Below are 12789 nucleotides of genomic sequence, written 5' to 3'. Positions count from 1 at the left end.
TTTTTAGAGCCAGTTATTTTTAATTAAAGATTCTGCGATTTGCACAGAATTCCACGCAGCTCCTTTTAATAAGTTATCAGACACTACCCATAAATGGAATCCTTTATCATTGTCTAAGTCTTTACGTACTCTACCTACAAATACATCAGCTTTACCAGCTGCAGATAATGGTGTTGGATATACTTGATTTGCGGGATCATCCTCTAAGACAATACCATCAAATTCACTAATAGCTGATTGAAGTTGGTCTACGCTAATGTTATCTTGATCTATTTCAACATAAACACTTTCCGCATGTGATGTAAAGAACGGTAATCGAACACATGTTGCAGCTACACTTAATTCACCATCATGTAAGATTTTTTTGGTCTCATTAATCATTTTCATTTCTTCAAATGAATAGCCATTATCTTGGAACACGTCGATTTGCGGTAATGCATTAAAAGCAATCGGATAATGCTTTTCCTCGCCACTTACTGGCAGGATTTCAGGTTTAAGCTCTTCACCTTCTAAAAAGGCCTTTGACTGCGATTGAAGTTCATCAACTGCACTTGCTCCAGCTCCAGAAACAGCTTGATAAGTGGATACAATCACTTTGGATAGACCAAACTGGTTTTGAATTGGTTTTAACGCTGCTGCCATTTGGATTGTTGAACAGTTTGGATTAGCAATAATACCATTATGTTCTTTAATATCTGATTCATTTACTTCCGGTACAACTAGAGGCACTTCCGGATCCATTCGGTATGCACTTGTATTGTCAACAACAACTGCTCCTTTTTTCACCGCTTCAGGTGCTAATTTTTTCGAAACAGAACCACCAGCAGAAAATAGTGCTATATCAATTCCTTCAAAACTTTCAGGAGTAGCTTCTTTTACTACATATGTTTCACCTTTAAACGTTAGTTCTTTTCCTGCTGATCTTTTAGAAGACAATAGATGTAATTCTTTGATTGGAAAGTTTTTACTATCAAGCGTTTCTAACATTTTTTCGCCTACTGCACCTGTAGCACCTACTACTGCTACGTTGTATTCTTTCACTGTTGTCATAATTTTTACTCCTTCCATTTACTACAATAAATATTTTAGTCATCTCTAATAGTTTAACATAATACAGTAAATACTTTAATTATTTCATCATATTTACGAATTTCTTGCAATAATAACTGGCTGAATTTGTTGAAATTCTAATGCTTTATCTACAGTTTCAGGGATTAATGTCATATCCGAAACAAGTGAATTAGGCTTTTTATATGGATCATCTTGACCATATGGAACAAAATAGATTAGCTTTGTTGCCATTAAACGCATTAAATTAACACCATTCAAACCTAGTGCATCATTTGTCGATACTCCTATAACAACTGGATTGCCATTCCTCATGGTTGCTTTAGTTGCCATTAAAACGGCAGAATCGGTTATAGCATTTGCAAGCCTGCTCATTGAATTTCCAGTTAAAGGAGCTAATACCATACAATCTAATGGCTCTTTTGGCCCAAGAGGCTCAGCATCTACAATTGTCGAAATAGGTTCTCTGCCAGTAAGCTTTCGAACTCGTTCCATATGGTCTTTTGCTTTCCCAAATTTACTATCTGTCGTTTTAAACGTGTACGAAACTACTGGAACTACTTCTGCTCCTAAATGGATGAGCTTTTCTATCTGCGGAAAAACAGCTTCATAGGTACAGTGGGACCCAGTTAATCCAAATCCTATTTTCTTACCGGATAAATCCATTTTGCGTCCTCCTCATGTACGAATAATTATATGAAAGGCTAAACATTATCTCACCATCAATCTAATGCCCATTATATGCCTAGCCCAGATGATTGTTACTCGTCTATGAAGAGAAAATAAATTTTTGGATTTGAAACGCTAATATTTCACCTGCTGTCTTTGGTGCTACCAATCCTGGCAAACCTAATGCATGAATAGCATGGATTCCTCTTGCCTTGGCAAAATCAAAGTCGGTACCACCCGGCTTTGATGCTAAATCAATCACAATGGCATCACTTTTCATTTTTTCCAGTATCGGTTTGTTAATCACCTTTGCTGGAATCGTGTTGACTAATACATGACAGTTCTCAATCAGTTTTATACTTTCTGATAAATGACAAACTGTATAACCTTGCTCAAAGGCTCTTGCTATATCTGTTTCATCCTTAGAAACAACCGTTACCTTAGCCCCTAATCCCTTAAATGCACTTGCCGTTGTTTTCCCTACTCTTCCAAATCCATATACAAAAACTTCTGATTGATGGATTGTAATATCGGTATGCTGAATCGCTAACATAATGGCACCTTCTGCTGTAGGTATAGAGTTATAAATAGCTACATCATTTCGTTCCATGAGCTTAATCAACTTATTTCCCTTTATTTTAACTGAATCTAATAATGTTTGATTTGCAATTCCAGTAAATACTAGACAGTGGCTTGGCAAACGCTTAAACCAGTCCTTCGTTAATTGCAGCTCCTGTTTAGAAAAAACAGCTTCTGCATAACCTTTGTCATCAATTCCAGTAATAGGTAAAATAACAGCATCTAATTGTTCAGGTTTCAATTCTTCCAATGTTGATTGCTTTACACCTGTATAACTCTGTTCAACTTGATCAAACCCTATTAACTCTAAATTTATTTCATTTGTCTTATTTAATGTATGAATTAAGGGCAAATATCGAGCGTCCCCACCAATAATGGCGACCCTTTTTTCTTTTTGCATGATGTCACCTCACCACTCATTATCTATTTACTTGATCAACCGAATTTGGTCCATCTTTACTACATTATATGTATTTAACATACATAAGTGAAGAAAAGGTTCCCCCAATCATCACGTCAGCTATAATCACCAAAATTAGAAGAACTTGGCTAGTCGCCAAGTCCTCAAATTTTTAATAATTTAAGCCCTCACACATTGCTTATGAGGCTTTTTCTAAAAGGTAATTGCCTTTTAGAATAAATCTCATTGCACAATATCCATAAACTGCGCAGTAACTTATAAATATTTTCCTCCCCCTCGTTTAAAGAAGAGTGCTTAATCGACGCTGCGGAAAAACACTCGCTTTCCGTGGGGAACGCTTCAGCCTCCTCGGAAGCAAAGGACGCTTCCTGCGGGGTCTTCAGACTGTTCCTTTCCCACAGGAGTCTCGCATTTTTTCGCAGCTTGGATTAGTGCTCGTTTTAAGTGAGAAAAAAAACATATTCTTACTACTCACCAGCGGAAGAAAAATACCGAGGAATCTGAAGCCGTGCCCCCGGAAAGCGAAGTATATTTCTGGAGCGGTATTCAGAGCTTTTTTAAGGCTTATGTCGCAGTTTTGTTCTACTGTGTAGTAAACAATACAAGAATGCTATGAAAAGTACTCTTGCAGTAAAATAAAAACGAAGCTTGTTATGCTTCGTTTCGAGGGACATTTATACTCTTTTTCTTTATAGCTTCTCAGTTTCTACAATAATCATGTCGTCTCCAATCTTTTTTATCTCTTTCCAATCAATCCTTGAGTAAGCATCTGTCTTGCGCAGGCCTAAAAATCCGTATTGAGGAATCGTAAAAGATAAAATATTGCCTGTTTTTTCGTCAATTTCTATATCTGTTTGACCAAGAACTCCTAATCTTGAACCTGTGGTCAAATCAATTAATTCCTTACTACTAAGGTCATGGAAACGCATCAGAATACCTCCCAGCATATGTTTATTTAGATGTAATAATAGCTGACGCAGACTTGCCTTGCCTAAATCGATCGATTAACTCATTCATTTTCTTTTGGTTAACTTGATCAATTTCATTCATGGTCTCATCAAGGGATGGATGGCGATTTAATAATAACTCATTTCGTGCGTTTCGACTCATTTTGCTATTTGTACTTTCCAAGCTTAACATTAATATCCCTTTAAGCTGTTCTCTGCCATTTTCCAATTCCTTTTCGTGAATACCTTCCGAATGTAGTTTCTGAATAATTTGATCCATTTTTTCACAAACAAGGTCTAACTGTTGATGAGCAGTACCTGCATAAATGGTCAATAATCCTGAATCCATAAACGCTTGATGATAAGAAAAGATAGCGTATGCCATCCCAAGTTTTTCTCTTACTTCTTGAAAAAGCCGTGAACTCATACTTCCGCCTAGCACATTATTCAGAACTAATAGATGATACATGTCACGATGAGTAACCGGAATACCTTCATATCCTAGACAGACATGCGCTTGCTCTACTTGTTTTGTTTTTCGTATCTGATTAACATGAAAGTTCGGAGTTTGCAGCTGAGGTAAGGCTCCTTTATTGGTATTAATGTCAATATATCCTTCTACTTTGTCTAAAAAAGATTTGTCTGCATTACCAGCTACTGATACAACCATGTTTTCAGGCGTGTAATAGCGTTTTTTATATGCTAGCAGATCTTCTCTTGTAAAACTAGATACATTTTCTTTACTTCCTAAAATAGGATAAGCAAGTGGATGATCAACATATACTGCTTCACTTAATAGATCATGGATAATATCATCAGGCATGTCTTCTGTCATATTAATTTCCTCTAATACCACTTTTTTCTCTCGTTCTAATTCATGTGGATCAAATAAAGATCCGTGAAGCATGTCCGCTAATACTTGAATAGCCATTTCCTTATGTGTATCTAATACTTTTGCATATACACAAGTATATTCTTTTGAGGTGAATGCATTTACTTCTCCACCTATAGCATCAAATGCCTCTGCAATTTCTTGAGCATTGCGATTTTCTGTTCCTTTAAATAACATATGCTCAATTAAGTGGGATATACCATTTAATTGTGGAGACTCATATCTTGACCCGGCTTCAATCCATATACCGATTGTTACGGATCGAACAGATGTCATCTCCTCTAATACCATACGTAATCCATTTTTGCTTTGTTTACGATGTAACACTTTGTTTCCCCCTACAAACAATGATTCCTGTTAGATATGAAAAAAGAAACTGGACTTCCAGCTTCTTCTCCATTTAGTTATTCTTTTTTTCATCTGCTAGTGCTGCTTTACGCGAAAGGTTTATTCTTCCCTGGCGATCAATTTCTTTTACTTTGACCATAATTTGATCACCAACAGAAACAACATCTTCTACCTTTCCTATGCGTTCTTCTGCAAGTTCAGAAATATGAACAAGTCCTTCTTTACCTTTAAATAGTTCTACAAATGCACCAAATTTCTCAATTCGTTTTACTTTACCTAAGTACATTTGGCCTGCCTCTACTTCTCTAACAATATCTTCAATTAATTGTTTGGCTTTCTGGTTCATGTCACTATTAGTAGAGGAAATAAATACATGTCCATCTTGTTCGATATCGATTTTAACACCAGTCTCTTCAATAATCTGATTTATTTGTTTACCGCTTGGCCCAATCACATCTCGAATCTTATCAGGATTAATTTCCATTGTTAGAATTTTTGGCGCGTAATCAGATAATTGATGCTTTGGTTCTTTAATGGTTTCTTGCATGTGTGATAAGATGTGCATACGGCCTTTTTTCGCTTGTTGTAAAGCTTCTTCTAATATTTCTTTGGATAACCCTTCAATCTTAATATCCATTTGAAGTGCCGTTACCCCTTTTTCCGTACCCGCAACTTTAAAGTCCATATCTCCTAAGAAATCCTCCATGCCTTGGATATCTGTAAGAATGGTATAATCATCACCAGATTTCACAAGCCCCATAGCAATCCCTGCTACCGGTGCTTTAATAGGTACACCTGCGTCCATCATTGCTAGCGTACTTGCACAGATACTAGCTTGCGACGTTGAACCGTTTGATTCTAACACTTCTGAAACGAGGCGAACTGTATAAGGAAACTCTTTCTCATCTGGGATAACAACTTCTAATGCTCGTTCTCCAAGAGCACCATGTCCAATTTCACGGCGTCCAGGGCCACGAATTGGTCCGGTTTCGCCAACACTAAAGGAAGGGAAATTATAATGATGCATAAATCGTTTAGACTCCTCTGCATCTAATCCATCTAGTATTTGAACATCTCCTAATGGACCTAATGTACAAACACTCAATGCTTGCGTTTGTCCACGTGTAAATAACCCAGATCCGTGTGTTCGAGGTAAAACGCCAATACGAGAGGATAACGGACGAATTTCATCAATTTTTCTCCCGTCCGGACGAACTTTTTCTTTCGTAATTAAGCGTCGAACTTCTTCTTTTACAAACTGATCTAGTACTGTCTCAACATGTTTAAACACATCTTCTTCAACTTCTTTTTCTTCATATTCTAGTAGGACTTGTTTCTTCACTTTCTCAATGGCTTCTTCACGAGCATGTTTTTCTTGAACTTGAATGGCTTGAACTATTTCTTGTTTTGCTCTTTGTTCTACTTCGTTTGCTATCGTTTGGTCTAATTCAAACAATTCTACATCCATTTTTTCTTTTGAAACTTCAGCGATGATTTGTTCCTGAAATGCCACCAAACGTTTGATTTCTTTGTGACCAAACATAATAGCTTCTAGCATAATTTCTTCTGGTACTTCATTCGCGCCTGCTTCTACCATATTTATAGCATCTTTTGTACCAGCAACAGTTAAGTCGATATCGCTTTTCTCCTGCTGTTCTAGTGTTGGGTTAATCACAAACTCACCATCAACTCTCCCGATAATCACTCCAGCGATAGGACCGCCAAAAGGAATATCGGAAACACTCAATGCAATAGATGAACCAATTAAAGCTGCTATTTCAGATGGATGGTTTTGATCAACACTCATTACCGTACTAATTACTTGCACTTCATTTCTAAAACCGTCTGGAAATAGTGGGCGAATCGGTCTATCAATAAGTCGAGAAGTTAATACAGCCTTTTCACTAGGTTTTCCTTCTCTTTTAATAAAGCCTCCAGGAATTTTCCCGACTGCGTATAAACGCTCTTCGTAATTAACAGTTAGCGGGAAAAATGGTAAGTCTTTTGGCTCATTAGATGCTGTAGCTGTTGCTAATACGGATGTATCACCATATTGCACCATACAAGCACCGTTTGCTTGCTTAGCCAATTCACCAATTTCCACATTAAATGTTTGACCAGCAATTTCAGTTGTAAATACTTTTTTTACATCTTCCATTCGTTTAAGTACTCCTCTCAAAAAAGCAATTCTCTTGCTTTTTCTAATACTAACACTTATTTTATCATGCTGTCATTTAGTATGTAACGAAACTTTCATAAATCACAGCATATAATCCATGTATATTATAGTAATAGTATTTTCTAATTTTCAAACAAATATAATACTTTGTGCAGACTTTTTTTGCATACAGAAAAAGCGGGATAACTCCCGCTTTTTTCTAAAAGTAAGTAACAAGGTGCGACTCACTTTGACTGCATGCGTAAACAAGCGTAAAAAAAGCTTATCGACGCAAGCCTAATTTTTGAATTAAAGTACGGTAACGCGAAACGTCTTTATCACGTAGGTAGTTTAACAAATTACGTCTTTTCCCTACCATTTTTAACAGACCACGACGAGAATGGTGATCTTTCTTATGAGTACGTAAATGATTGTTCAGGTTATTGATTTCCTCTGTAAGGACAGCAATTTGAACTTCTGGTGAACCAGTGTCACTTTCATGAGTTCTAAATTCAGTAATAATCTGACTTTTACGTTCTTGTGTGATAGCCATCCTATTCACCTCCAATTTTTTCATTATTAAGCCCCATTCCCCTAGCTATCGCCGGAGTTCTCGAATAGCCAAGCGGATGGTTCCAAAATATAGAATACATGTTTTTATGATAAAATGCAAGAGATATTATGCATTTTTTGAAAAGAATTGCCGAATATCTTTTTCATCCTGCTGTAATTGTGCCACTAGTTCTTCTACTCCCGAAAACTTTACTTCTTCTCTGATATATTGTCTCCATATAACTTGAAGCGTTTTTCCATATAAATCCTTGTTCACATCAAAAAGATGTACTTCCATTTTGGCTTCTTGTTGTCCTTCTGTAAAGGTTGGATTATATCCTAAATTCGCCATTCCCTGATATTTCTCAGAGCCTACTTTCACTTCTACTGCATAAACACCGATCTTGGGTAAAAGATAAGGTTCCTCCCATTGCAGATTAGCAGTTGGATAACCAATAGTTCTACCTCTTTTATCTCCCTGAATCACTTTTGCCTTCATGGTTAATGGACGCCCTAATAGGTTTTCCACTTTTAATATATTACCTTCTATTAATGCTTTACGTATACTTGTCGAACTGATTTTTTCCCCATCGTGATCAAATTTTTCTATTTTTGTTGTAGTTAATGGGTGACGTGCAAATTTTTCGATATTATCCATGTTACCGGTCCCTTTATAACCGAAACTAAAGTCAAAGCCGGCAATAAGATGATCAACATGTAATTCATAAATAAAATGCTCAATAAAATCTTCCGGTGAAAGTAATGATAAGGATTTATTAAATTCAATAATATATAATCGATCCACTCCAAGGTTTTCGATAAGAGTTTTCTTTTCTTGTATCGGGGTTATATATTGAACAGATGAACTCACCTTCCTTAATACTACTGATGGATGAGGATCAAATGTAATAACAGCTGATTCTTTCCCCGACCTCGCAGCAACGTTAACTGCTTCTTCAATCACTTTTTGATGTCCTTTATGGATACCATCAAAAAAGCCAATGGAAGCAACAGTACTTGGCAGACTATCTCTATTATGAGAATGAGGATAGCTTATTGAAATGACCTCCATCGGATCACCCTTCTTTCCCTTTAAATTTTGAAAACACGAACTGGCTTTATCTCTTTTTTATTTTCATGTACTTGATAAATAGCCAGCAATATACCGTTATGTTCCAATCGAAAATAATCGGTTTTCATGATTTGCTCTGGCAGGGGAAATTTTTGTCCATTCTTCACTTTATGAGCCATCTCTGTATCAACAACCAATTTATCAAGATGTGAAACACCTTCTGTTAATGGTCTTAAATAACGATGGATGCTGGAATCATCTTGTATATTCTCCAACTTTTCTATAGAAATAGTATCATGTTCTTGAAACGGGCCACTTTGTGATCGTATAAGATGAGACATATGTGCTGGATAACCTAGCCTTTTACCTATGTCAACACAAAGCGTTCGAATATATGTACCCTTTGAACAAATCACGTAAAACTGAATTTCCTGTTGTTTATCATCTGGGAGATATTTACTATAATCAAACTGCAGTTCATGAATATAAACTTGTCGTATTGGCCGTTCTACATCTTCACCGGCTCTAGCATAATCATAAAGTTTTCTGCCATTTACTTTAACAGCAGAATATAAAGGAACTCTTTGTTGTATTTTCCCTATAAATTCTTGCATTACTTCTTTCACCTTTAGGGGATCGATTGCGTGTAAAACATTCGTCTGATCAAGAATTTCACCTGTTTGGTCTTCTGTAATGGTAGATTGACCAAGTTTTAATGTTGCTTGATATCCCTTATTTGTATCTGTTAAGAAAGGGACCAATTTCGTTGCTTCGCCAACACAAATTGGCAATACCCCTTCTACTTCCGGATCTAAAGTTCCTGTATGGCCAACCTTTTTTGTTTTCAAACTTTTCCTTACCTTTATTACACAATCATGTGAGGTCATTCCTCTAGGCTTCCAAATAGGTAATATCCCGTTCATGTCTTACCTCCACTACATAACAGATCGAAAACCCTTGCTAAAACACAAGGGTTTTCTTATTAATTATCTTTTGATTCATTTAATTCTCTCAGAATGTGCTCAATTCTATTTCCTCGTTCAATGGTTTCATCGAAGTCAAAATAAAGCTCTGGAATTTTTCTTAGTCGAATTCTCTTACCAATTTCGGATCGAATAAAACCTTTTGCTTTAGCAAGACCGATTAACGTTTCTTGTCTTTTTTCCTCTTCACCTAGTACAGAAATAAATACTTTTGCTTGCTGAAGATCACCAGACACCTCAACATCTGTAATCGTTACAAATCCCACTCTTGGATCCTTAATTTTTCTTGATATAATGTCTCCTAATTCTTTTTTCATTTGTTCAGCAACTCTATTTGCTCGCAATTCACTCATGTCATCACCTCTCTTATGAAGTACCCTCTAAAGCAAATGGGCACTTATATCTTCAAGGTTACCTTTCTTCTACTACAGTAGTTGTTATTTCCAATTCTGTAAAAGAATCGATTTTAGTTAGTGCTTGTTGAATTACTTTTTCAGCTATTTCTTTTGATTCTGATACAGTTACGATTGAAATGGTAGCCCGTTGCCAGAGGTTTTGGTGATCTGTTTCAGCGATCGAAATATTTAACTCTTTTCTTAACCGATTTTTCATTCGCAAAAGTACGGACCTTTTATCTTTTAACGATTGGCAATTATAGAGAAACAATTCAACTTCTGCACAAATAATCATTAAATTTCAATTTCCTCCATAATATAGGCTTCGATGATGTCACCCTCTTTGATGTCGTTGTAATTTTTGATTGTTATCCCGCATTCATAATTTTGTGCTACTTCTTTCACATCATCTTTAAAACGTTTTAAGGTATCAATTTCTCCTTCATAAATCACAACACCATCACGGATCAATCGTATACCAGAATCTCTTGTAACTTTTCCATCTGTCACGTAAGAACCAGCGATCGTTCCAATTTTTGATACTTTGAAAATCTCACGTACTTCTACTTGACCGATTACTTTTTCTTGATATTCTGGGTCTAACATACCTTTCATGGCCGCTTCTACTTCTTCAATTGCTTTATAGATAACACGGTGCAGGCGAATATCAACATTTTCTGACTCAGCAGCTTTCTTCGCATTAGCGTCAGGCCTCACATTAAACCCAATTACAACTGCATTGGAAGCTGAAGCTAAAATAATGTCTGATTCTTTGATTGCCCCAACACCTGTGTGGATAATATTTACTTTCACACCTTCTACATCAATTTTTCTTAAAGATGCTGCTAAAGCTTCCACAGAACCTTGAACATCTGCTTTTAAAATCACATTAATATCTTTTATATCACCTTGTTTAATTTGTTCAAACAAGTCATCTAAGCTAACACGTGCTTGCTCACCACGTTTTTCTTCCAATTGCTGCTGCTGTCTCATTTCACCAATTTGACGAGCTTGTTTTTCATCCTTAAATACAACAAAACGATCACCTGCTGAAGGTACATCATTTAAACCAGTGATCTCTACAGGTGTAGATGGTCCAGCCGATTTAATTCGTTTCCCCAAGTCATTAACCATCGCTCTTACGCGACCAAAGGCGTTCCCGACTACAATCGGATCACCTACATTTAGTGTACCATTTTGTACTAATAATGATGCAACAGATCCACGACCTTTATCTAACTGCGCTTCAATCACTGTACCATTTGCTAGTCGATTAGGATTCGCTTTTAATTCCTCGACTTCTGAAACAAGTAAAATCATTTCAAGAAGATCATCTATACCTTCCCCTTTAACGGCAGACAGTTGTACGAAAATCGTGTCTCCACCCCAATCTTCTGCGATTAATTCATGCTCGGTTAATTCCTGCATAACACGATCGGGGTTAGCACCTTCTTTATCCATCTTATTAACCGCCACAATAATTGGTACCTCTGCAGCCTTAGCATGATTAATTGCTTCGACTGTTTGAGGCATTACCCCATCATCTGCTGCTACAACAAGGATTGCAATATCCGTAACTTGTGCTCCTCGAGAACGCATGCTCGTAAATGCAGCGTGACCCGGGGTATCCAAGAAAGTGATCTTTTTATCATTTTCTTCTACTTGGTATGCCCCAATATGTTGAGTAATACCACCAGCTTCGCCTTCTGTTACTTTGGTATGACGAATGGAATCTAATAAAGTAGTTTTCCCGTGGTCAACATGTCCCATTATAGTAACAACAGAAGGGCGTTCTATTAAATCTTCCGGATCATCTTTTTCAATATAAGAAGTTAAATCAGCTTTATCTACTTCTATTTCTTCTTCTACTTCCACACCATATTCACCACAAATGAGCTCTAATGCATCTTTATCTAAATCTTGATTTTTCGTAGCCATGACGCCTAAGAACATTAGCTTTTTAATAATTTCATTGGTCTCTTTGCCTAGTTTATCCGCTAGCTCCCCAACTGTAATAGATCCAGAGTAAGTAATCTTATTTGGCTTAGTTGACTCTTCTTTTTTAGGTGGTTTACTATGATTTTCTTTATTTTTCTTATTTTTATTATTTGATTTGTTTTTGTTGTTCGGTTTATTCTTAGAATTTTTCTCTTTTTTGTTATTTTTCGCTTCTTTTTTCTGAGGAGAGGAATCGTTCGTTTTTGGCTTAGACTCTTCCTTTTTTGGCTGAAAGCTTTTATCCAGCTTTGCTTTCATATCTTCCGTAATGGTAGACATATGGTTCGATACCGGTTGATCTAGTTCTTTCAGTTTTGTAATAACTTCTTTACTTGGTTTATTTATTTCTTTTGCGTATTCATATACTCGTATTTTTTTCATACGTTCACCCCCGATTGTTATTGATCAAGTAGTGATTTCAATTTCTTTGCAAAACCTGTTTCATTAATGGAAACTGCAACCCTACCTGATTTCCCCACTGCATGAGATAACGTGTCACGGTCATCTACAAAAAAATAAGGAATTTGGTAATAATGACATTTATCTGTTAATTTCTTTTTTGTTTGATCACCAATATCACTTGCTATTAAAACTAATTTTGAACGCTTTGCTTGAATTTCTTTAATTATGAGTGATTCGCCAAAAGTACATTTGCCTGCTCGATTAGCAATACCTAATATGTTTAAATATGATTGATTATTTTCCAC

13 protein-coding genes are annotated in these 12789 nt (G+C 36.3%); all 13 read right to left on the bottom strand.

The features are described from left to right. Positions 1-3: 3 nt before the first annotated feature. On the bottom strand, positions 4-1050 hold the full coding sequence (locus GHD00_RS04180; protein WP_163536845.1) for an aspartate-semialdehyde dehydrogenase: 1047 nt from the start codon (positions 1048-1050) through the stop codon (positions 4-6). Positions 1051-1143: 93 nt separating this feature from the next. After that, complete coding sequence (locus tag GHD00_RS04175; RefSeq protein WP_163536844.1) at positions 1144-1734, bottom strand: dipicolinate synthase subunit B; 591 nt, start codon at positions 1732-1734, stop codon at positions 1144-1146. A 103-nt stretch (positions 1735-1837) separates the two neighbouring features. Next, positions 1838-2716: a dipicolinic acid synthetase subunit A gene (dpaA, locus tag GHD00_RS04170; RefSeq protein ID WP_163536843.1), complete on the bottom strand. Its 879-nt coding sequence runs from the start codon at positions 2714-2716 to the stop codon at positions 1838-1840. A 710-nt stretch (positions 2717-3426) separates the two neighbouring features. Next, positions 3427-3666: a YlmC/YmxH family sporulation protein gene (locus GHD00_RS04165; protein ID WP_205600701.1), complete on the bottom strand. Its 240-nt coding sequence runs from the start codon at positions 3664-3666 to the stop codon at positions 3427-3429. 22 nt (positions 3667-3688) lie between these two features. Then, positions 3689-4903, bottom strand: coding sequence for a M16 family metallopeptidase (locus GHD00_RS04160; RefSeq protein WP_240468585.1), 1215 nt, complete (start codon positions 4901-4903; stop codon positions 3689-3691). A 73-nt stretch (positions 4904-4976) separates the two neighbouring features. Next, positions 4977-7082, bottom strand: a complete 2106-nt coding sequence (pnp, locus tag GHD00_RS04155; RefSeq protein ID WP_163536842.1) for a polyribonucleotide nucleotidyltransferase — start codon at positions 7080-7082, stop codon at positions 4977-4979. 283 nt (positions 7083-7365) lie between these two features. Beyond that, positions 7366-7635, bottom strand: a complete 270-nt coding sequence (rpsO, locus tag GHD00_RS04150) for a 30S ribosomal protein S15 (protein WP_163536841.1) — start codon at positions 7633-7635, stop codon at positions 7366-7368. A gap of 126 nt (positions 7636-7761) precedes the next feature. After that, positions 7762-8706 (bottom strand): bifunctional riboflavin kinase/FAD synthetase, encoded by a 945-nt coding sequence (locus GHD00_RS04145; protein ID WP_163536840.1) that lies wholly within the window; start codon positions 8704-8706, stop codon positions 7762-7764. A gap of 20 nt (positions 8707-8726) precedes the next feature. Then, the gene (gene truB, locus GHD00_RS04140; RefSeq protein WP_163536839.1) at positions 8727-9629 is read right to left on the bottom strand and encodes a tRNA pseudouridine(55) synthase TruB; all 903 of its coding nucleotides are present in this window, start codon (positions 9627-9629) and stop codon (positions 8727-8729) included. A 59-nt stretch (positions 9630-9688) separates the two neighbouring features. Next, complete coding sequence (rbfA, locus tag GHD00_RS04135) at positions 9689-10042, bottom strand: 30S ribosome-binding factor RbfA (protein ID WP_163536838.1); 354 nt, start codon at positions 10040-10042, stop codon at positions 9689-9691. A 58-nt stretch (positions 10043-10100) separates the two neighbouring features. Next, positions 10101-10379 (bottom strand): DUF503 domain-containing protein, encoded by a 279-nt coding sequence (locus GHD00_RS04130; protein ID WP_163536837.1) that lies wholly within the window; start codon positions 10377-10379, stop codon positions 10101-10103. Further along, entirely contained in the window at positions 10379-12463 is a 2085-nt protein-coding gene (infB, locus tag GHD00_RS04125) for a translation initiation factor IF-2 (protein ID WP_163536836.1), read from the bottom strand. The genes GHD00_RS04130 and infB overlap by 1 nt, the downstream gene beginning before the upstream one ends. A 17-nt stretch (positions 12464-12480) precedes the next feature. Beyond that, positions 12481-12789 (bottom strand): YlxQ family RNA-binding protein, encoded by a 309-nt coding sequence (locus tag GHD00_RS04120; RefSeq protein ID WP_163536835.1) that lies wholly within the window; start codon positions 12787-12789, stop codon positions 12481-12483.

The organism is Gracilibacillus sp. YIM 98692, from assembly GCF_010993965.1.
GTDB lineage: Bacteria > Bacillota > Bacilli > Bacillales > Amphibacillaceae > Gracilibacillus.
Note: the sequence above shows the minus strand (reverse complement) of the source record. Positions and strands in the feature narration are given on the sequence as shown.

Bases quoted from the DNA above. Each gene is read 5' to 3' on its own strand.
- GHD00_RS04180 (WP_163536845.1), bottom strand. From the start codon at position 1,050: ATGACAACAGTGAAAGAATACAACGTAGCAGTAGTAGGTGCTACAGGT.
- GHD00_RS04175 (WP_163536844.1), bottom strand. From the start codon at position 1,734: ATGGATTTATCCGGTAAGAAAATAGGATTTGGATTAACTGGGTCCCAC.
- dpaA (WP_163536843.1), bottom strand. From the start codon at position 2,716: ATGCAAAAAGAAAAAAGGGTCGCCATTATTGGTGGGGACGCTCGATAT.
- GHD00_RS04165 (WP_205600701.1), bottom strand. From the start codon at position 3,666: ATGCGTTTCCATGACCTTAGTAGTAAGGAATTAATTGATTTGACCACA.
- pnp (WP_163536842.1), bottom strand. From the start codon at position 7,082: ATGGAAGATGTAAAAAAAGTATTTACAACTGAAATTGCTGGTCAAACA.
- rpsO (WP_163536841.1), bottom strand. From the start codon at position 7,635: ATGGCTATCACACAAGAACGTAAAAGTCAGATTATTACTGAATTTAGA.
- GHD00_RS04145 (WP_163536840.1), bottom strand. From the start codon at position 8,706: ATGGAGGTCATTTCAATAAGCTATCCTCATTCTCATAATAGAGATAGT.
- truB (WP_163536839.1), bottom strand. From the start codon at position 9,629: ATGAACGGGATATTACCTATTTGGAAGCCTAGAGGAATGACCTCACAT.
- rbfA (WP_163536838.1), bottom strand. From the start codon at position 10,042: ATGAGTGAATTGCGAGCAAATAGAGTTGCTGAACAAATGAAAAAAGAA.
- GHD00_RS04130 (WP_163536837.1), bottom strand. From the start codon at position 10,379: ATGATTATTTGTGCAGAAGTTGAATTGTTTCTCTATAATTGCCAATCG.
- infB (WP_163536836.1), bottom strand. From the start codon at position 12,463: ATGAAAAAAATACGAGTATATGAATACGCAAAAGAAATAAATAAACCA.